The sequence below is a fragment of the Bradyrhizobium sp. WD16 genome (genome assembly GCF_024181725.1).
In the GTDB taxonomy this organism is placed as follows: Bacteria; Pseudomonadota; Alphaproteobacteria; order Rhizobiales; family Xanthobacteraceae; genus Bradyrhizobium_A.
Genome location: NZ_CP028908.1, coordinates 4,800,517 through 4,821,511, shown reverse-complemented (window position 1 = coordinate 4,821,511; position 20,995 = coordinate 4,800,517). Strand labels below are relative to the sequence as shown.

The 20,995-nt window shown below is 67.7% G+C and carries 13 protein-coding genes and 1 tRNA gene; 6 read left to right on the top strand and 8 right to left on the bottom strand.

What is annotated here, in order from left to right:
- Positions 1 to 20: 20 nt before the first annotated feature.
- From DB459_RS22280 to DB459_RS22270, 3 genes are all read right to left on the bottom strand, one after another.
- Positions 21 to 746, bottom strand: coding sequence for a glutamine amidotransferase (locus DB459_RS22280; protein ID WP_253707905.1), 726 nt, complete (start codon positions 744 to 746; stop codon positions 21 to 23).
- A gap of 34 nt (positions 747 to 780) precedes the next feature.
- On the bottom strand, positions 781 to 1,812 hold the full coding sequence (locus tag DB459_RS22275; RefSeq protein WP_253707903.1) for a cysteine synthase A: 1,032 nt from the start codon (positions 1,810 to 1,812) through the stop codon (positions 781 to 783).
- A 122-nt stretch (positions 1,813 to 1,934) separates the two neighbouring features.
- Positions 1,935 to 3,164: a cyclopropane-fatty-acyl-phospholipid synthase family protein gene (locus DB459_RS22270; RefSeq protein ID WP_253707900.1), complete on the bottom strand. Its 1,230-nt coding sequence runs from the start codon at positions 3,162 to 3,164 to the stop codon at positions 1,935 to 1,937.
- An 879-nt stretch (positions 3,165 to 4,043) separates the two neighbouring features.
- On the opposite strand from DB459_RS22270, the gene DB459_RS22265 reads away from it, so the two are divergent.
- The 6 genes from DB459_RS22265 to DB459_RS22240 all read left to right on the top strand — a co-directional run bounded on the left by DB459_RS22265 (position 4,044) and on the right by DB459_RS22240 (position 14,299).
- Positions 4,044 to 5,471: an efflux transporter outer membrane subunit gene (locus DB459_RS22265; protein ID WP_253713663.1), complete on the top strand. Its 1,428-nt coding sequence runs from the start codon at positions 4,044 to 4,046 to the stop codon at positions 5,469 to 5,471.
- Complete coding sequence (locus DB459_RS22260; protein WP_253707897.1) at positions 5,461 to 6,834, top strand: efflux RND transporter periplasmic adaptor subunit; 1,374 nt, start codon at positions 5,461 to 5,463, stop codon at positions 6,832 to 6,834. The genes DB459_RS22265 and DB459_RS22260 overlap by 11 nt, the downstream gene beginning before the upstream one ends.
- Before the next feature lie 16 nt (positions 6,835 to 6,850).
- A complete protein-coding gene (locus DB459_RS22255; protein ID WP_253707895.1) occupies positions 6,851 to 9,979 on the top strand; it encodes an efflux RND transporter permease subunit in 3,129 nt (1,042 codons plus the stop codon).
- The gene (locus DB459_RS22250; protein ID WP_305884143.1) at positions 9,976 to 13,077 is read left to right on the top strand and encodes an efflux RND transporter permease subunit; all 3,102 of its coding nucleotides are present in this window, start codon (positions 9,976 to 9,978) and stop codon (positions 13,075 to 13,077) included. Before DB459_RS22255 ends, DB459_RS22250 begins: the two co-directional genes overlap by 4 nt.
- Positions 13,078 to 13,125: 48 nt before the next feature.
- On the top strand, positions 13,126 to 13,854 hold the full coding sequence (locus DB459_RS22245) for a tRNA-uridine aminocarboxypropyltransferase (protein ID WP_253707891.1): 729 nt from the start codon (positions 13,126 to 13,128) through the stop codon (positions 13,852 to 13,854).
- Positions 13,855 to 13,972: 118 nt separating this feature from the next.
- Positions 13,973 to 14,299 carry a glycine zipper domain-containing protein gene (locus DB459_RS22240; protein WP_371926802.1) on the top strand — a complete coding sequence of 109 codons (327 nt, stop codon included), beginning with the start codon at positions 13,973 to 13,975 and terminating at the stop codon, positions 14,297 to 14,299.
- Between the two features lie 160 nt (positions 14,300 to 14,459).
- Here the strand turns inward: DB459_RS22240 and DB459_RS22235 are convergent.
- The 5 genes from DB459_RS22235 to DB459_RS22215 form a co-directional block, all read right to left on the bottom strand.
- A tRNA-Cys gene (locus tag DB459_RS22235) sits at positions 14,460 to 14,533 on the bottom strand.
- A 95-nt stretch (positions 14,534 to 14,628) separates the two neighbouring features.
- Positions 14,629 to 15,945, bottom strand: coding sequence for an HlyD family type I secretion periplasmic adaptor subunit (locus DB459_RS22230; RefSeq protein ID WP_253707889.1), 1,317 nt, complete (start codon positions 15,943 to 15,945; stop codon positions 14,629 to 14,631).
- A complete protein-coding gene (locus tag DB459_RS22225; protein WP_253713661.1) occupies positions 15,945 to 17,684 on the bottom strand; it encodes a type I secretion system permease/ATPase in 1,740 nt (579 codons plus the stop codon). The genes DB459_RS22230 and DB459_RS22225 overlap by 1 nt, the downstream gene beginning before the upstream one ends.
- The gene (locus DB459_RS22220) at positions 17,684 to 18,340 is read right to left on the bottom strand and encodes a 2OG-Fe(II) oxygenase family protein (RefSeq protein WP_253707887.1); all 657 of its coding nucleotides are present in this window, start codon (positions 18,338 to 18,340) and stop codon (positions 17,684 to 17,686) included. The genes DB459_RS22225 and DB459_RS22220 overlap by 1 nt, the downstream gene beginning before the upstream one ends.
- A 149-nt stretch (positions 18,341 to 18,489) precedes the next feature.
- Positions 18,490 to 20,529 carry a calcium-binding protein gene (locus DB459_RS22215; RefSeq protein ID WP_253707884.1) on the bottom strand — a complete coding sequence of 680 codons (2,040 nt, stop codon included), beginning with the start codon at positions 20,527 to 20,529 and terminating at the stop codon, positions 18,490 to 18,492.
- Positions 20,530 to 20,995 lie beyond the last annotated feature (466 nt).

The window sequence follows — 20,995 nt, the reverse complement described above, 5'->3', positions numbered from 1 at the left end:
ACACGGCGAACCGAGCGACGTCAGCCGGCGGAAGCGCGAACATCGCCCAGCCACCGGCCGAAAATGGCTTCCGCCTGGCGGCGGGCGACGCCGGCGACACGCGCGGTCGTCTGGCGCAATTCATCGAGCCCGATCCCGGCGAGGGCGAGCTCCAGGGCATGGCCCACATACCATTTCTCGAGCTGGCCGGGATCGGCTTCGAGATGGAATTGCAGGGCGAGGGCGCTCTTGCCCCAGGCGAAGGCCTGGTTGTCGTAATGGACGTTGCGCGCCAGACGGGTCGCGCCCGCGGGCAGGTCGAAGGTGTCGCCGTGCCAGTGCAGCACCGCCGCGTCGTCGCGGCCGAGGTCTGCGAGGCAGGAGCCCTTGCCGGCATCGGTCAGTTCGACCTGTCCCCAGCCGATCTCCTTGACCCCGCCCGCATAAACCCGGCCGCCGAGCGCCCGGGCCATGAGCTGCGCGCCAAGGCAGATGCCGAGGGTCGGTCGGCCGTCCTTCAGCCGGCGCTCCAGCAACGCCATCTCCCGGGCAAGGAATGGATAACGATCGTCTTCGTAGGCGCCGATCGGGCCACCGAGGACGATCAGGAGATCCGCATGGGCGATCTCGGGGCGATCAAGCTCCGCGACCGGCGCGTCGACGGTCGATACCGACCAGCCGCCATGCTCCAGGATCGGCCCGAGCAGGCCGAGATCCTCGAAGGCGATGTGACGGAGGGCGACTGCGGACGGGCGGGACGGGTCCATCTGGCTTTCCACAGCGGCAGCTTGCAGGTGAAGATCAGGCGAAGGGCACGCTCACAGTGCTGTGCCGCTCCAGCCACTCCGGAACGGGCAGTTGCTTGGAGCGCATGAAATCCGGATTGAACAGCTTCGACTGGTAGCGCGTGCCGTAGTCGCACAGCACGGTGACGATGGTATGCCCCGGGCCGAGATCCTTCGCCATCCGGATGGCGCCGGCGACATTGATGCCGGTCGAGCCGCCGAGGCAGAGCCCCTCCTTGAGGAGGAGATCATAGATCAGCGGCACGGCTTCGCTGTCGGGGATCTGATAGGCGGCGTCGACGGTGGCGCCGTCCAGGTTGGCTGTGACCCGGCCCTGGCCGATGCCTTCGGTGATCGACGAGCCTTCCGACTTGAGGGTGCCGGTCGTGTAGTAGGAAAACAGCGCCGATCCGAGCGGGTCGGCCAGCGCAATCCGGACGTCGGGGTTCTTCGCCTTCAGTCCCATGGAGACGCCGGCCAGCGTGCCGCCGGAGCCGACCGAGCAGACGAAGCCGTCGATCTTGCCCTCGGTTTGGGCCCAGATTTCCGGGGCGGTGGTCTCGATATGGGCCTGCCGGTTGGCGACGTTGTCGAACTGGTTGGCCCAGATCGCGCCATTGGGCTCGGTCTTCGCCAGTTGCTCGGCGAGCCGCCCGGACAGTTTCACGTAGTTGTTCGGATTGGCATAGGGCACCGCCGGCACCTCGACCAGCTCGGCGCCGCACAGCCGCAGCATGTCCTTCTTTTCCTGGCTCTGGGTTTCCGGGATGACGATGACGGTGCGGAAACCGAGGGCATTGGCGACCAGCGCGATGCCGATGCCGGTATTGCCCGCCGTGCCTTCGACGATCACGCCACCGGGCTTGAGGGTGCCGCGCTTGACCGCGTCGCGGATGATGAAGAGCGCGGCGCGATCCTTGACCGACTGGCCGGGATTCATGAATTCGGCCTTGCCGAGGATCCGGCAGCCGGTCGCAGCCGAGGCGTGCTTGAGCGTGATCAGCGGGGTATTGCCGATGGCTTCGACGACACCGTTGTGAATGGGCATGGCGTTACGCAAGGTTGGCCGCCGCCGCGAGAGGCGACGGCGCTGGTTCGAAGGAAGGCCGAGCCTAAAGCATTTCGACCAGAATTAAAAACCTTGCGCGGCCGTCAGGATTGCCCGGTCGCTCAGGCCGATTTGGCGAAGATCACCTGCCGGACGTCGATATTGCCCGACCGGAAGCCCGCCTCGCAGTAGGCGAGATAATATTCCCAGAGCCGGCGGAACCGGTCATCGAAGCCGAGCGGCGTGAGACTGGGCCAGGCCGCGCGGAAATTGTCGCGCCAGGTCGCCAATGTCCGCGCATAATCCAGGCCAAAGACCCGCTCGCGGATCACCGGCAGCCCGAACCGCTCGCCCAGCGAGGCAAGAATCTTCGGCGATGGCAGCATGCCGCCAGGGAAGACGTAGCGCTGGATGAAGTCCACCTCCTTGCGATAGGTCTCGAACAGCCGGTCCTGGATGGTGATGGCCTGGATGCCGGCGAAGCCGCCGGGCAGCAGGCGCTCGCGCAGTTGCGTGAAATAGTTCGGCCAGAACTGCTCGCCCACGGCCTCGATCATTTCGATCGAGGCGATCCGGTCGTAATGGCCGGTCTCGTCACGATAGTCCTGCAGCCGAATCTCCACCCGCTCGGCAAGCCCGGCGTCGTGGACGCGGCGGCGGGCGAAATCGAACTGCTGGCGGCTGATGGTCAGGCCGACGACACGGCTGCCGAAATGCTTCGCCACGAATTCGGCGAAGCCGCCCCAGCCGCAGCCGATCTCGAGGAGGCGGTGCTCCGGCTTCAGATTGATCGCCTCGGCGAGGCGCCGGTACTTGTTGTGCTGGGCGGCGGTGAGATCGGCGGCCTGATCCTCGAACAGCGCCGACGAATAGGTCATGCTCGGATCGAGCCAGGCCGAATAGAAGGCATTGCCGATGTCGTAATGGGCGTAGATGTTGCGCCGCGCCTGCCGGCGGGTGTTGCGATTGAACCAGTGCCGCACCGTCTGCACGAAGCGCAGCAGCGGCTTGCTGCCGAGCATGACCTGAATCAGGTCGTGATTGACGCAGAATAGATAGAGGAATTCGGTCAGGTCAGGCGTGTCCCATTCGCGACGCAGATAGGCCTCGGCGATGCCGATGTCGCCGCCGTTGAGCAGGCGCCACGCAAAGGCATGGTCGTGAATGGTCATGACCGCAGCGGGCCCCGGCTCCAGTCCGCCGAACCGGACCCGGCGGCCGTCGGGCAGGGTGACGTCGAGGGTGCCGCGCCGCAGCCGCGAGGCGAAGCCGAGCGCCAGGCGGGTGAGGCGGGGCAGATCGTGCAGGGAGTGATCGACGTTGTCAGGGGTGAGAACGACGGGCTTGTGCATTAGGATCCGTACATCCTGTTGCAGTCAGCGGTCCGGATTCTTCACAGCCAGGCTGTCGCGCTCTTCGTGGACACCGCTTCGTTGACACCAGCGCAGCGCCCGAGCACAGCGACCGAGCGGACCGACCCAGACCCCTAGCAGCCCGCTCGCGGCGCACGAGCCTCGCGCCTTTGCCCCGAAGACGCAAGGCCTCTCGTCGCGGCACAGAGCTGATTCGGGGCTGCCAATCCCATCGCAGCTGTGGGCGAATCAACCCTGAACTGATCGCGCATCGCCGACTCAAACGATGCCGAGACCTAGTGTCCCGTTTCCAACGTTCGTAGAAGCGCCTGCTGCAAAGGAATACGAACGTTGGAAACAAAAGGCCACTAGCATCAATATGATTCTAGTGCGGTTTTGGATCTGACGCGCGTTTGAAGAACGCGCTGCAATGCTGAAACGAGCGTCAGATCCACCGCACTAGTGTGCCGAAGGGGACACGCTCGATCCGGATTAAATTTAATTTATGTAAGCCGGCGATCGCCGTGGCAGTGCACGCTGAGCGAAGTCATGCCGGCACAGCGGCCATTTATGCGTGAGAACGTTGGAGCGGCGGCGCCGTCCGCCATCCTTCCGACACGGGACAACGGCACCGGAATGACTGTCCGCGGCGTGCGCCCGCGGCTACAATAGACGATCGGACATTTTTGGAAACATGAACAAAAACATGAATATCGCGGCCGGACCGAGCGACTTCGGCGCCACCAGGAACCAAGCCCCGAGGCACCGGCAGGACGCCGTTCGGTGGGCTGCGTGAACGCCGGCGCGCCTGTCGTCGACAAGGAGGCTCATTGCCCGCGGCAGCTTGTCACGGGCCATGACCGCGCCGGGCGGACGACGATCGGTGTCGTCGTCGCGCTCGGGGTTGCCCTGCTCAATGGCGGCTGCCTGTTGCAGGCGGACCTGCCCGATCCCGCCCTCGATGTGCCCCTGCGCTACAAGGAAGCCGGCAAGGCGCCGGAAACCGCGGTGCCGTCGCTCGACTGGTGGCGGGGCTTCAAGTCGCCCGAGCTCACCGCACTGATCGAGGAGGCCCAGACGGTCAATCTCGACATCGCGGCTGCGACGGCGCGGATCATCCAGGCCGATGCCCTGGCGCGCAGCGCCGGCGCCGCGCTGCTGCCGACCCTGAGCGGCAACGGCCAGGTGCAGCACTCCAAGTCCTCCAGCGCCAGCATCACCAGCACCAGCACCGGCCTGACCAGCGCCGGGCGCGAGATCACGACCTATTCGGCCTCGCTCAGCGCCAGCTACGAAATCGACTTCTGGGGCAAGAACCGCGATGCCACGCTGGCGGCGGAAGAGACCGCCAACGCCAACCGCTTCGATCGGGACGTCGTCGCGCTCACCACTTATGCGGGCGTCGCCAATGCCTATTTCCAGGTGCTGTCGACCCAGGACCGCATCCGCATCGCCAACCGCAACATCGCCAGCGCCCAGCGCATCTACGACGCGATCAAGACGCGGGTGGAGGCGGGGACCAGCACCGACCTCGATCTCGCTCAGCAGGAGAGCGTTCTTCTCAGCCAGAAAGCCTCGGTGCCGCCGCTGCGCCAGACCCTGGCACAGAACGTCAACGCCCTGGCAACGCTGGTGTCGCGGCCGCCGGAAAGCCTGCGGGTCGATGGCGGTTCGCTCATCCGCCTCGCGCTGCCGCGGGTCACGCCCGGGCTGCCCTCCGAACTCCTGACCCAGCGGCCCGACATCCGCCGCCAGGAGGCGCAGCTGGCGTCGCAGACTGCCAATGTCGGCAATGCCCGCGCCCAATTCTTCCCGAGCATTCAACTCACCGGCCAGGGCGGCTATCAGAGCGCGGCCCTCGCGGCGCTGTTCACGCCCAACGCCGTTTTCTACAACATCGCCGCCGGCGCCACCCAGCCGATCTTCGACGGCGGCCGCATCCTGGCCAATTTCGATTATCAGCGGGCGCGGCAGGACGAACTGCTGCAGACCTACCGCAAGACCGTGGTCTCGGCCTTCGCCGATGTCGACAATGCTCTCAACGCCGTCCGCCAGACCGCCATCCGCCTGCGCCTCCAGCAGGCCCAGACCGCCGCCTCGCGGCGGGCCTTCGATCTGTCGGACCAGCGCCTGCGCGCCGGCACTATCGACATCGTGACGTTGCTCAACACCCAACTCACGCTATTCCAGGCGGAGGACGCCCTGGCGCAGGCCCAGCTTGCGCGCTTCCAGGCGGTCATCAGCCTCTACCAGGCGCTCGGCGGCGGATGGCTGCCGGCGACCGAAAGGCCCGCCGATGCTCTTTAAGCCCGATCCCACCAAGACCGATGTGCCGGCGCGGACCGGCATGCTGGCGCGAGCGCGCCGGCGCGTGGTCTCGCTCGCCGTCACGGCGCTGATCCTGGCCGGGCTCGGCTATATCGGCTGGTCGGCGATGCAGAACTCCGGACAGCCGGCGCGGCAGGGCGGTCCGTTCGGAACGCCCGCCGGCCGGGCGGACATCGCGGTGCCGGTGCTCGCGGCGACGCCGCGGATCGAGGACGTGCCGGTCTATCTCGACGGCGTCGGCACCGTGCGTGCGCTCAACACCGTCACCGTGCGCGCCCAGGTCGACGGCCGGCTGGTGTCGGTGAATTTCAAGGAAGGCCAGGACGTCAAGGCCGGCGACGTGCTCGCCGAAATCGACCCGGTAATCTACCGGGCGCAGTACGACCAGGCCGTCGCCAAGAAGGCCCAGGACGAAGCGCTGCTCGCCAATGCCCGCATCGACCTCACGCGCTACCAGCAACTCGCCACGGCGCACGCCGGCTCGACCCAGCAGGCCGACACCCAGAAGGCGCTGGTCGCGCAATACGAAGCCCAGGTGAATTCCGACCAGGCCGCCATCGACAATGCCAAGGCGACGCTCGGCTACACCAGGATCACGGCGCCGTTGTCCGGCCGCACCGGCCTGCGCCAGGTCGATGCCGGCAATATCGTCCACGCCTCGGATTCGACCGGCATCGTCATCATCACCCAGATGGAGCCGATCTCGGTCTGGTTCAGCCTGCCGCAGCAGCAGGTCGGACGCGTCAACGCCGCGGCGGCGGCGCACGCACTCGCGGTCGACGTGTTCGGCAATGACGGCCGCACCGTGATCGATAGCGGCGAACTCAGAAGCATCGACAACCAGGTCGATTCCACCACCGGCACGGTGAAGTTGAAGGCCGAATTCCCCAACGCCAGCCGCCAGCTCTGGCCCGGCCAGTTCGTCAATGTCCGCCTCAAGGTCGAGACCCTGGACAAGGCCCTGGTGGTGCCGACCTCCGCGGTCCAGCGCGGGCCCGCCGGCACCTTCAGCTACGTCATCGGCGCGGACAATATCGTGACCGCGCATGCGGTGAGCGTCATCCAGCAGAACGAGACCGACGCGGTGATCGGCAACGGGCTGACGGTCAATGATCGCGTGGTCACCACCGGCTTTGCCAATCTCTCCGAAGGCGCCAAGGTTGCGGTCGGCTCGGCCGATCAGACGATCGCGCCGGATCTTGCGCCGCGGCGGCGCGGCCCGGGGGCCCAGGGCTCGAAGAATGGCGCGCAAAAAGCCGGGCCGACGGCCGCGGCCCCGGCCGCCGACAAGGGCAATCGCAACGGGCCGGGCGGGGCCACCGGCGGGCGGCCGCCGCAATGACACGGAGAAACGCGCCATGAGCGTTTCCGAGCCATTCATCAGCCGCCCGATCGCGACCTCGCTGCTCGGCGTGGCCCTGCTGATCGGCGGACTGCTCGGCTATTGGGCGCTGCCGGTCTCGGCGCTGCCCCAGGTCGACTTTCCCACGGTCCAGGTGACGACGCAGCTGCCCGGCGCCAGCCCCGACGTCGCCGCCTCGCTGATCACGGCGCCGCTGGAGCGCCAGCTCGGCCAGATCCCGTCGCTGGCGGTGATGACCTCGACGAGTTCCTTCGGCGTCAGCCAGATCTCGCTGCAGTTCGACCTCAACCGCGACATCGACGGCGCCACCCAGGACGTCCAGGCGGCGATCAATGCCGCCGCCGGCGTGCTGCCGAAGAATCTGCCGTATCCGCCGACCTACGCCAAGGTGAACCCCGCCGACGCGCCGGTGCTGACCCTGGCGCTGACCTCCGAGACCACCTCGCTGCGGTCGATGAGCGATCTTGCCGACACCATGCTGGCGCAGCGCCTCGCTCAGATCAGCGGGGTGGGGCGGGTTGCGGTGCTCGGCGGCCTGAAGCCCGCGGTGCGCATCCAGGCCGATCTCGCCCGGCTCGCCGCCTACGGCATCGGGCTCGAGGATCTGCGCCAGGCCATCGCCAACGCCAATGTCTCCGGCCCGAAGGGCTCGCTCGATGGCGCCCAGCAGGCCTACACCATCGCCGCCAACGACCAGATCACCGCCGCCGACGCCTACCGGCCGATCATCATCGCCTATCGCAACAGCAGTCCCGTCACCATCGGCGACGTCGCCACCATCATCGACGGCCTGGAGAACGATCGGACCGGCGGCTGGTACCAGGGCACACCGGCGGTGATCATCGACATTCAGCGCCAGCCCGGCGCCAACGTCATCGACGTCGTCCAGCAGATCCGCAACGAACTGCCGCGGCTGCAGCGCGCCATTCCCGCCGGCGTCAAGCTCACGGTGGTGAGCGACCGCACCGTCACCATCCGCGCCTCGGTTCACGACGTGCAGTTCACGCTGCTGCTCAGCGTCGCCCTCGTCACCCTGGTGGTGCTGCTGTTCCTGCGCTCCTTCCGCGCCACGGTGATCGCCGGCGTGGCGCTGCCGCTATCGCTGATCACCAGCTTCGGGGTGATGTGGTTCGCCGGCTTCAGTCTCGACAACCTGTCGCTGATGGCGCTGACCATCGGCACCGGCTTCGTCGTCGACGACGCCATCGTCATGATCGAGAACATCGTCCGTCACATGGAGAACGGCGAGAGCGCCATGGAGGCGGCGCTGCGCGGCGCCCGCGAGATCGGTTTCACCGTAATCTCGCTCACCGTATCGCTGATCGCGGTGTTCATTCCGCTGCTGTTCATGTCCGGCCTCGTCGGCCGCATGTTCCGCGAATTCGCCCTGACGCTGACCATCGCCGTGGTGACCTCGGCGATCGTGTCCCTGACGCTGACGCCGATGATGTGCTCGCGGCTGCTCAGGCGCCACGAAGACGAATGGGCGATCCCGGGGCTCGCCGCCATCAGCGGCTTCATCGACCGCAGCGCCGCGTCCTATCACCGTTCGCTGCTGTGGGTGCTGCGACGCCAGCGCGCGACGCTGGTCGTGACCTTCGCCACTCTGGCGGCGACCCTCGCGCTCTATGCCCTCGCCCCGAAAGGCTTCCTGCCGCTGCAGGACACCGCCTCGATCACCGCGGTCACCGAAGCCGGGCCCGACGTCTCCTTCGCCGAGATGCAGCAGCGCCAGACCAAGGTCGCTGCCGCGATCAGGGCCGATCCCGACGTCACCGGCGTCGTCTCGGTGATCGGCGCGGGTTCGGTCAATCCGACGCCCAATGTCGGGCGCATCGTCATCACCTTGCGGCCGCGCGGCGAGCGGGCCGCGGATGTCAGCGTCATCACCGAGCGCCTGAAAGGCCGGATCGCCGGCATTCCCGGTATGGCGGTCTATTTCCAGCCGGTGCAGGACATCCAGATCAGCACCCGCGCCAGCCGCTCGCAGTACCAATATACGCTGACCGCGAGCAGCGCCGCCGACGTCGCCACCTGGTCCGACCGCCTCGTCCAGGAATTGCGGCGCAATCCCCTGTTCAGGGACGTCTCGTCGGAGGCGCAGGAGGGCGGCCTGCGCGCCGCGCTCGACGTCGACCGCCAGCGCGCCGGGCAGCTCGGGGTGTCGCTGCAGTCGGTCACCGACACCCTCAACGACGCTTTCAGCCAGCGCCAGGTCTCGACCATCTACGGCCAGGCCAATCAGTACCGCGTCGTGCTCGAGGCGCTGCCGCAGGACCAGCGCGATCCCGGCGTGCTGTCGCGGCTCTATGTGCCCGGCGCCAACGGCGCCCAGGTGCCGATTGCGGCGATCGCCACGCTCGAACGAACCACGGCGCCGCTGGCGATCTCCCATCAGGCGCAATTCCCGGCGGCGACGCTCAGCTTCAATCTGGCGCCGGGCGTCGCACTCGGCGAGGGTGTCGCCGCGGTCGCGCAGGCCGAGGCCCGGATCGGGATGCCGGGCAGCGTCACCGGGCTCTATTCCGGCGACGCCGCGGAATTCTCCCGGGCGCTCGCCGGCCAGCCCTGGCTGATCCTCGCCGCGGTGGTGACCATCTACATCGTGCTGGGCGTGCTCTACGAGAGCTACATCCATCCGATCACCATTCTCTCGACGCTGCCGTCGGCCGGCGTCGGCGCCATCCTCGCCTTGATGGCGTTCGGCCAGGACCTTTCGGTGATCGGGCTGATCGGCATCATCCTCTTGATGGGCATCGTCAAGAAGAACGCGATCATGATGATCGATTTCGCGCTCGACGCCGAGCGCAGCCAGGGCCTGTCGCCCTATGACGCGATCGTTCAGGCCTGCCTGCTGCGCTTCCGTCCGATCATGATGACGACCCTGGCGGCGCTGTTCGGCGCGCTGCCGCTGGCGGTGGAAAGCGGCACCGGCGCCGAGCTGCGCTTTCCGCTCGGCATCTCCATCATCGGCGGCCTGCTGCTCAGCCAGCTGCTGACGCTCTACACGACGCCGGTGATCTACCTGGCGCTCGACCGCATCAACCGCCGCTTCGAACGGGCGCTGCCGCCGGTGCCGGAACCGCCGACGCCGATCGCCGGCGTCAGCGAAGGCATGCAGTGATGTCCTTCTCCGAGCCCTTCATCCGCAGGCCGGTGGGCACGACGCTGCTGGCGATCGGGCTGTTCCTGGTCGGCGCGGTGGCCTACCTCAACCTGCCGGTGGCGAGCCTGCCCAACGTCGATTTCCCGATGATCCGGGTGTCGGCGAGCCGGCCGGGCGCCGATCCCTCGGTGATGGCGGCCACCGTCGCGGCGCCGCTGGAGCGCCGGCTCGGCGAGATCGCCGGCGTCGACCAGATCACTTCGGTGAACTCGCTCGGCACCACCAGCATCCAGGTGCAGTTCGCCATCGGGCGCAGCGTCGACCGCGCGGCGCGCGACGTCCAGGCCGCGATCAATGCCTCGCTCGGCGACCTGCCGACCGACCTGCCGACGCTGCCGACCTTCCGCAAGGCCAATCCGGCGGCGGCGCCGGTCTTCATCCTGGCGCTGACGTCCAAGACGATGTCCGCCGGCGCGATCTACGACGTCGCCGACACCGTGCTGGCCCAGCGCCTCGCCCAGGTGCCGGGCGTCGGCGAGGTCACCGTCAGCGGTGCCGACCAGCCGGCGGTGCGGGTACAGCTCCATCCGATGCTGCTCGCCAAGGCCGGTATCTCCACCGAGGACGTCCGCACGGCGCTGGTCAATGCCAATGCCATCGGGCCGGTCGGCACCTTCGAGGGCGGACGCCAGGCCGAGACCATCAGCGTCAACCGGCAGATGCGCACCGCGGCGGAATTCGGCGCCATCGTCATCAAGTCGTCGAACGGCAGCTTCGTCCGCCTCGCCGATGTCGCCACCGTGATCGACGGCAGCCGCAACAGCCGCTCGGTCGCCTGGTTCAACAAGCAGCCCGCGGTGCTGATCCAGATCACCAAGCAGGGCGACGCCAATGTCATCGACACCGTCGACCGCATCAAGGCGCTGCTGCCGGAGCTGGAGCAGTGGGTGCCGGCGGGGCTCGACATCGCGGTCGTGACCGATCGCACCGGCACCATCCGCGCGAGCGTCGCCGACATGCAGTGGACGCTCGGCGCCACCGTGGTGCTGGTCATGGCGGTGGTGCTGATCTTCCTGCGCCGGCTGACCCCGACGGTGGCGGCGGGGGTCTCGGTGCCGCTGGCGCTGGCCGGCACCTGCGCCGGAATGTGGCTCGCCGGCTTCTCCATCGACAACCTGTCGCTGATGGCGCTGGCGATCTCGGTCGGCTTCGTCGTCGACGACGCCATCGTCATGATCGAGAACATGTACCGCAACCTGGAGGAGGGGCTCGCCCCGTTCCAGGCGGCGCTGCTCGGCGCGCGCCAGATCGGCTTCACCGTGCTGTCGATCAGCCTGTCGCTGATCGCCGCTTTTACGCCGCTGATCCTGATGGAAGGTCTCGTCGGCCGGCTGCTGCGGGAATTCTCCCTGACCCTGACCTTCGCCATCCTGGTGTCGACGGTGGTGTCGCTGACCATCACGCCGATGATCTGCGCCCATTACATCAAGCGACCCACCGCGCCGGACGCCACCTGGTACGACCGCCTCTCGGAACGTGCACTCGGCGCCACCGTGCGCTTCTACGAACGCAGCCTGCGCGCCGTACTGGGATTTCCGTTCCAGACCCTGATCGTCTTCTTCGCCACCATCGCGCTCACGATCGTGCTCTATGCCAAGCTGCCCAAGGGCTATTTCCCGAGCGACGACAGCGGCTTCATCTTCGGCGCGACACGCGCTTCCGCCGACACCTCGTTCCAGGCGATGCTGCAGCTGCAGCAGCGGGTCGTCGACGTCGTGATGGCCGATCCCGCGGTCGAGGGTGCCGGATCGATCGTCGGCGGCAGCGGCGGCCCCATGGGCGGCGGCGCCAACCACGGCACGGTCTTCATCAACCTCAAGCCGCTGGCCGCGCGCGGCGTGCCGACCCAGATCGTCATCGACCGGATGCGGCGCGAACTCGTTCGCATTCCCGGCATCCGCCTGTTCATGGTCGCCGCCCAGGACATTCGCGCCGGAGGCCGCCAGAGCGATTCCGAATATCAGTACACGCTGTCGAGCGACGACCTGTCGCTGCTGCAGAAATGGGGCCCCATCGTCGCCAAGCGCATGGAAACCGTCGAGGGGATCACCGACATCTCCGCGGACAGCGACCCCGGCGGCCTGCAGCTTGCGCTCACGATCGACCGCAACACCGCGGCCAGTCTCGGTGTCGACGTTCAGGACATCGACAACGCGCTCAACAACGCCTTCTCGCAGCGCCAGGTCTCGACGGTCTACACCCAGCGCAACCAGTACAAGGTGGTGCTGGAGGTCAATCCGGCGCTTCAGGAGGATCCCGGCGACCTCGATCACATCTACGTCGCGGGCAATAACGGGGCGCAGGTGCCGCTCTCGGCGGTGGTCCATCGCACGCGCGGCCTCGCGCCCCTCGCGGTCTATCACTCCGGCCCGTATCCCTCGACCACCGTCTCCTTCAACCTGCTGCCCAATGTGCCGCTGGAGACCGCGACCGCGGCGATCCGGCTCGCCGTCGCCGAATTGCACATGCCGGAAGGCATTCGCGGCGATCTCCAGGGCAACGCCGCCGACAGCCAGAAGACCGCGGGGCGCCAGCCGCTGCTGATCCTGGGCGCGCTGGTGGCGGTCTACATCGTGCTCGGCGTGCTCTATGAGAGCCTGGCGCACCCGCTCACCATCATCTCGACCCTGCCGCCGGCGGGGCTCGGCGCGCTGCTGGCGCTGCAGGTGACCGGCACGCCGCTCACCGTGATCGCCTTCATCGGCATCATCCTGCTGATCGGAATCGTCAAGAAGAACGGCATCATGATCGTGGACTTCGCGCTCGATGGCGAACGACGGCGCGGGTTGTCGTCCGACGAGGCGATCTTCGAGGCCTGCATCGCGCGCTTCCGGCCGATCATCATGACCACCATGGCGGCGCTGCTCGCGGCGGTGCCGTTGGTGGTGGCGACGGGCCCCGGCACCGAATTGCGCCGGCCGCTCGGCATCACCATCATCGGCGGCCTCGTCATCTCCCAGATCCTGACGCTCTACACCACGCCGGTAATCTATCTGCTGATCGATCGGCTGCGCCGCCGCAGAGCCGCGGCGCCGCATGCCGCGCCGGCCGAATAGCGCCGCTGCGCGGTTGCTGGGCGGCGGGGAGGGGCGTATAGCCGGCCGATGTCCGATCAACCCGCCGCAGTTCCACCCGCCGACCTCGAAGCGATCGCCGATTGTCCGCGCTGCGGCAAGCCGCTGCCGCTCTGCGTCTGCGACGCGGTCACGCCGCTCAGGAGCCGGCTGCAGCTTCTCATCCTCCAGCACCCGCAGGAGCAGGACCGGCTGCTCGGCACCGCGCGGCTCACCACGCTGCATTTCGCGGGCGCCGTGCTCAAGATCGGGCTGTCCTGGCCGAGCCTGTCGAAGATCCTCGGCCACGACGTCGATCCGGCGCGCTGGGCGGTGCTCTATCTCGGCTCGCTGCGCCTCGCCGATCTTGCCGCCGACGAGGACGTCGTGGTGGTCGACCGCAAGGGTCAGGTCGATCCCCATCAGCGCGCCATCCTGCGCGATCTGGAAGGCGTCATCCTGCTCGACGGCAGCTGGAGCCAGGCCAAGGCGCTGTGGTGGCGCAACCCGTGGATGCTGAAGTGCCAGCGGGTGATTCTCGGCCCGGCCCGGCCGTCGCTGTACGGCAAACTGCGCCGGGAGCCGCGCCGCGACGGGCTGTCGACCATCGAGGCGGCGGGCATGCTGATGGCCCGGATCGAGGGCCGTCCCGAGATCGAGACCGCGCTGCACGCGAGCTTCGCGGCGCTGCTCGCCAAATATCGTGCCGTCCAGGCGAACCTGCCGGGGCTCCTCCCGCCGCCGAAGCCCAAGCGCGACTGGCGCCGCCGGCGCCGGTGAGCGGCCGCCGCGAGCGTCCGACACCTTGAGCCTGATCAAGGAACGGGCGGGAAGCCCGGCAATAGTGCCGCTGCGATTGAAGCGCGCATCTTCAGGGCTCGCGAGGAGGCAGGAAGCAATGACGATCAGCACGACCATCAAACGACCGGCGATCCTGGCGGGCACCGTGCTCGCGATCATGCTCTCGAGCCTGCCTGCCGCGCAGGCGCAGGATCCGCTCGCGGGAGCGCTGCTCGGCGGCGCAGCCGGCGCGATCGTCGGCGGCGCGGTCACGGGCCGCGGTGGCGGCGCCGCCATTGGCGCGGTGGTCGGGGCGACGACCGGCGCGCTGATCGCCTCCGAGGCCCAGCGCAACCGGCGCGGCTACTACGCCTGGCACCAGGGCTGCTATGTGCAGCGGCCGGACGGCAATTGGATCCGGGTCAGCCAGCGCTATTGCTATTGAGCAGCAGCCGGCGCTGCGGCCCGCGCCGGAGGTCCGGACCGTGAGAGCCGCTGCCATCGCTGGGCGGGGCGGCCTGGTGCGGTCCCGTAGGAGACGGTCGCGCCGGCGCAGGAGCGACTTTCGACGCACCATATAAGCAATTGAAATATAATGTGATTTATGGAGGCCACGACCAGAATTGAACTGGTGTACACGGTTTTGCAGACCGTTGCGTAACCACTCCGCCACGTGGCCCCACGGGGCGCGTTGTTACAGGGGTCAAAGCTCTTGCGCAAGGTCGTTCGCCCGCTCCTCATACCTCTACTTGCACGAGAGGCGCGCAGCGCCGCTCAGCGCTCGCGGAATGCGCGCGCGACCTGGTCCGACAGCGGCTTGACGAAATAGGACAGGATCGTCCGGTCATAGGTCTTGATGAAGACCTCGGTCGGCATGCCCGGCAGCAGTCGCGCTTCACCGAGGCGGGCCAGCTGGTCCGGATGGAGGGCGATCCGCGCGGTGTAGTAGCTCTGGCCGTTGCGCTGGTCGGTGGTGGTGTCGGCGGAGAGGCGGGCGACTGTGCCGGTGATCTCCGGGGTCGTGCGCTGGTTGAAGGCCGAAAAGCGGATTCCGGCCAGCAGTCCGGCGCGGACCTGATCGATGTCCTGGGGTGCGATCCTGGCCTCGACCGCCAGGGCGTCGGCTTCCGGCACGATCATCATCACCGCCTCGCCGGGGCTGACGACGCCGCCGACGGTGTGGACGGCGAGCTGGTGGACGACGCCGTCCTGCGGCGCGCGCAGGTCGACCCGCTTGAGTTGGTCCTCGGCCGAAACCTTGCGCTCGACATATTCGCCGATCTTGCCGTCGATCTCGCGCAATTCCTTCGCCACCTCGCTGGAGAGATCCTGGCCGATCTGGATGATCTGCAGCGAGATTTCCGCGATCTTGCCACGCACCTGCGCGGTCGAGGCGACCGACTGGGCGCGTTCGCCCTTCAGCCGCGCCGCCTCGCGCTCCAGCGCCGTCAGCCGCGTGATCTGGACGAGGTTCTTCTCCCACAGCGCGCGAACGCCCTCCAGCTCGCGCTGGATCAGCTCGATCTCCTCGGTTTTGGCTGCCTGCAGCGCCTCGTAACCGCGCACTTCGTCCTCGAGCTGGGCGATGCGCTGGCGCAGCTGCGCCCGCTGGCCTTCACGCGCCGAGCGCCGCAGCTCGAACAGCTTGCGCTCGCTGTCGAGCGCAGCCAGCAGCGTCGGCGAGGACTCCTCGGCGAGATCGGCGGGAATGGCCAATTGCGCGAGGCTGTCGCGCTCGCTGGCAAGACGCGCCTTGCGCGCCCGCATTTCGTCGAGCCCGTTGCGGACGATGGCGAGGTTGGCCTGCACGATGGTCTCGTCGAGGCGCAGCAGCACGTCGCCGGCGCGCACCCGGTCGCCCTCGCGGACCAGCAGCTGGCCGACGATGCCGCCGGCGAGGTGCTGCACCTTCTTGTCATTGGAATCGACCACCACCGAACCGGCGGCGGTGACGGCGCCGGACAGCTCCGTGGTCGCGGCCCAGCCGCCGATTCCGGCGGTGAGCGCCAGGGCAATCATCGCGCCGCCGAGAAGGTGATTGCGCAGCGACGCGGTTTCGCTGAAGGCGCGCAGGTCGGATCGGGTCTTCATCACGGCACCACCTTGAGCGGGGCAGGGGTCGGCTGCGGCCGCGACAGGCGCTGAAACACCTCGTCGCGCGGCCCGAAGGCGAGTTGCCGGCCCTGCGCCAGGGCGAGAACGTGATCGACCGCCGCCAGCGCCGCGGTGCGATGGGCGATGACGATGACAATGGCGCCGCGCGCCTTGGCGGCGACGATCGCCTTCATCAAGGCCTGCTCGCCTTCGGCATCCAGATTGGAATTGGGCTCGTCGAGCACCACCAGGAAGGGATCGCCGAACAGCGCGCGGGCAAGCGCAATGCGCTGTTTCTGGCCGGCGGACAACAAACCACCCTGGGCTCCGATCTGGGTGTTGTAGCCCTGCGGCAGCGCCACGACCATGTCGTGGACGTCGGCCGCCCGCGCCGCGCCGAGGATCGCCTCCATGTTCGCGTCGGGCCGGAAGCGGGCGATGTTGTCGGCGATCGATCCTTCGAACAGTTCGACATCCTGGGGCAGATAGCCGATGTGATGGCCGCGCGTATCGGCGGGCCATTGCTCGAGGGCGGCGCCGTCGAGCCGCACCGCGCCGCGGCTGTGCCTCCACGCCCCCACCAGGGCACGCGCCAGCGTCGACTTTCCGGAGGCGCTGGGGCCGACCACGCCGAGCGCGTCGCCGGCCTTGAGTCGAAAGCCGATCTCGTTCAGCGTCACCCGCTCGGTGCCGGGCGGGGTCACCGACAGGTTTTCGACGCTCACCGTCCGGGTCGGCGGGGCGAGCGGCAATTGCCGCGGCAGCGGCATCAGCAGGGTGAGCAGCTGCTCGAGCCGGCGCCAGCTCTGCTGCGCCGAGATGAAGTTTTTCCAGTTGCCGATCACGAGGTCGACGGGTGCGAGGGCGCGGCCGCTCAGGATCGAGCTCGCAATGATGATGCCGCCGGTCGCCTCCTGGTGGATCACGAGATAGGCTCCGACCGCCAGCACCCCGGATTGCAGGATCATGCGGAAGGTCCGCCCCGCCGCGCCGAGGCCGATGGCGACGTCGCTCGCGATCTTGTTCTGGGCGCGATAGCTGCCGCCGTAGCCGTTCCAGCGCTCGCGCAGCGGCGGCGTCATGGACATGGCGACGATGGCCTCGGCGCTGCGTCGGCTGGCTTCGGCGAGGCGGTTGCGGGCGGCGCCCGCGGCGGCGGCGCCGCGCACCGCCCGCCGCGACAGCGCCTCGGTCGCCAGCGTCAGGACGATGAGCACCACGGCGCCGCCGAGAGCCGTCCAGCCGATATAGGAATGAAAGGCAAAGCAGATGCCGAGATAGATCGGCAGCCAGGGCAGGTCGAACAGCGCCGCCGGTCCCGGTCCGGACAGCACCGAGCGGATCGTGTCGAGATCTCGCACCGGCTGCAATCCGTCGCCGCTGCCGCGGGTCTCGAGCGGCAGCCGCAACACCAGTTCATAGACGCGATCGCCGAGCCGCCAGTCGAGATGGTTGGCGATCCGCACCAGGAGGCGTCCGCGCACGATCTCCATCAGTCCCTGGAAGCCGAAGAGAAGCGCGGTGATGAGCCCGAGCCCGACCAGGGTCGGCACGCTGCGGCTCGGCAGCACGCGGTCATAGACCTCGAGCATGAAGAGCGAGCCGGTCAATGTCAGAATGTTGATGAGGCCGCTGAATGCGCCGATGCCGGCGAAGGCCACGCGGCACGAGGCCAGCGCCGCGCTCAATTCGCTCTTCGGCCGGCTGGCGCCGGCGATGCCGTCGTCCATGGCCATCATGACACGCTCGCGGCCGCGCCGGTTTCCACCCTCGCTTCGCTGGCGGAGCGGGCGGAGGGGCGCTTGAGGAAGCGCACATTGAAGGCGATCGAGATGCGCTCGTCGTCGCTATCATTGGGATAGACCCAGTGACGCAGATAGGACGGGAACAAGAGCAGCATGCCTTCGCGCGGCAGCAGCGTCACCTTGCTGGCGAAACAATCGGCGCCGTCGATCGACATGGCGCGGACATTGGTCCGCGGATCGAAGAACTCGATGGCCCCGCTGCGGCCGGCGACAAGCGGCGGCACCGTCACGTAATAGCAGCCCGACCAGGCCCAGCCGGGGTGATCGTGAGGCGCGCTGAAGGCATTGCGGCCGCTGAGATTGACCCAGCCCTCGACCTGCAGGGCGAAGCCGGAGAAATCGAAATCGGCGGCGATCTGCAGCGTCGCCTGGCGAACCGCGTCGAGCATGGCGGCCTGAAGGCGGCGACAGCCCGGTTCAGTCCTGCCGAACAAGTCGGGGTCCGAGTGCCAGCCCTTTTGATTGCTCCGCAGCACGCCGTTCGAGGCGGCGCGCATCTGATGAATTTCGCGCCGCAGTACGGCGTTCAGCCGCGTCGCATCATTCACCTGCAGCGTCACCAAGGGTGACGCGAACAGGGAATCCATTCCTTGCAGGCTGCAAGGCGCAGCAGGCTGCGGGGAGGGCTCATGCATCGTCATTCGGGCGTTCGATCAAAATCTCAAATTGAATGCGCCAAGCCGTGCGCGGGATGAACCCGCGCACGACTCGTCGAGGCTGACAGGCCGGATGGCGATCAGACCAGATACTGGTGGAGCACCTGCAGCTGGCCGCCTTCCACCACCGCGCCGCCGACGCTGTTGTGGGACTGCGTATCGAGCAGATAGACGTGCTCGCCCGCATTGCCGAGGATATCGGTGACATCGATGATGCCCGAGCTCTCCTCGTCCTGGGTGACGAAGTTGGCACCGCCCGAAACGAAGCGCGACGGATCGTGCTGGGCGATCTTGGTCAGCGAACCGTTGGCCGGATCGTACTGCCACACCGCGGCGTCGCGGGCGTTGTTGCCGGGGTCTTCCTGCAGGGTGATCTTGCCGTCCTTGCTGACGGTGAGATTATCCCACATCTGGTGATCGTCGCCCTCGGTGCCGTCGATCAGCAGCTTCGCGGTGCCGCCCTTGGTCGGATCCTTGGCGTCGACGAAGTCGAGCTGCCACAGCTTGCTGTGGCCGTTGTTGGAGGCGGTGCTGACGAAGTAGAAGCGGTTGGTGTTGACGGTATCCCAGGCACCGTCTTCCGGCCGCTCGAAGCCGGTGACGTGAGCCGCCTGGCTGTTGGCTTCCATCTCGGCGCCCGTCAGCGTGTGCACGTCGGCGGAGTTCGCCCCGGTGCCGACGCCGACGAGGTCGAAATGCACGCCAGCGTTGCCGCCGAGCCCGGCCTTGGTGGTCAGGTCGGTCTCGAATTCGAGGCCGGAGATCTTCACGCCATAGACGCCGCCGCCGGTCAGCCCCGCCTTGTCCACGGCGAGCCCGGTTTCGCTCTTGTCGCCGACGTAGAAATAGACCTCGCCGCGGTCGTTGCCGCCGAAGGTCGAAGCGCCGCCGCTGTTGCCGGCCGCCGCGGTGTCGTTGAGCATGGCGACCACGGTCTTGTCGCCGGTCCACGGGCTGGCGACGACGTTCTCGTAGGCCGAGTTGCCGAGCCAGGCGAGTTCGTAGCTGTTGCCGTCCTGCGAACCGCCGACGATGTGCGCCATGGCGCGGCCTTCCGCGCTGGACTCTTCGCCGTTGAGGAACATGCGGCCGTCATTGAAGCCGAGACCGGTCTCGGCATTGTAGAGCGCGCTGGTCGCCGGCAGGTCAGCCGAGCAGAAGCGGGCGAAGGCAACGCCGTTGCCGAGCGCGGCGCTGTGGTCTTCGTAGCTGTCGGTCGCGGCGTTGTAGAGCCACACGTCGTGCATCAGGTCGTGCGCGGACTTGACCTCGAGGGTGGTCTTGTCGATCACCCATTCGGAGACGAATGCACCGGCGGCGCCATGCGCCCGCGCCACGCCGCTGCCGGCACCGAGCTCCTGGTTCATCAGTACGGTGAAGGTGCCGTCGCCGTTGTCGAAGGCGCCGAGCCCGTCCGGAAGGCCGGTCATGGTGTAGCCCTTGACGGTATCGCCGGCGGTGATGACGGATTCGACATAGACATGGGAATCCGTGCTCACCAGATAGGGCGACTGCGAACTCGAGACGCCGGTCACCTGGTCGGCGATCACGAACTGGTCGGCATGAAGCTGGCTCAGCCTGGTGTCCTCGATCACGATCCTGTCGCCACCGCCGAGCGCGATGACGACGTCATGGCCGACCTGCTGGCTGGCATCGAGCAGCGCCTGGAACGAGGGCAGCTTGAAATCGCGGATGTCGATGCGGTCGCCGGCCTGAAGGTGCTCGATGGTGTCGACGCCCATGCCCTTGCGGAACAGGAACTTGTCGTTGCCGGAGCCACCTTCGAGCTCGTCGCGTCCGGCACCGCCGACCAGCAGATCGCGCCCCTGGCCGCCGGAGAGTTCGTCGTTGCCGGCGCCGCCGATCAGCGCATCGTTGCCGGCGCCGCCGACCAGGTGATCATTGCCAGCACCGCCGTCGATGAAATCGCTGCCACGACCGCCGAACACGATGTCGTTGCCGGCGCCGGCTTTGATCACGTCGTCACCGCCGAAACCGAAAATGATGTCGTTGCCGGCCGTTCCGGTGATCATGTCGTCGGCACTGCTGCCGAAGACAGGTTTACGGAAGGGACGGAAACCGTGGGTTTCGTGGCGTTCGTGATGGTCGTGCTCTGACATGTCAGGCAGCTCCTCGCAAAAAGTCGGTTAAGGGCCGTCAACTTCGGCGGACGACTGCTAGTGGGGCTCGATGACAGCGAGGCGACGGGGAACAAGCGGAAGCGGGTCTTGCGCCAATTTGACGCGGCGACGTCCACAGGCGAGTTCTGGCGAAACGACAACCGGTCCAGTGGCGGTGGCTACACGCGCCCGCATTTGCGCCATATCACCGCACGGCGCTCTTGCAGTGGCGTCGCGCAGCGAACGAGTGATCCGCAGCGCAAACGAGCCACGTTTCAGCGCCCGCTGGTTCTTCAGCTTCGTTTCAGCGACGATGCGGCCGCCCGACATGGCCGCGCGATCGCCGCGCCCTGCGGCTGCAGAAGCAAGCCACCGCCGCGCACCATGCGCCACGTCGGAGCTGGTCGCCGGCAATGCCGGCAACAGATTGGGGCAGGGCTGGCTCGCCGCGGGCGATCCCGGGTCA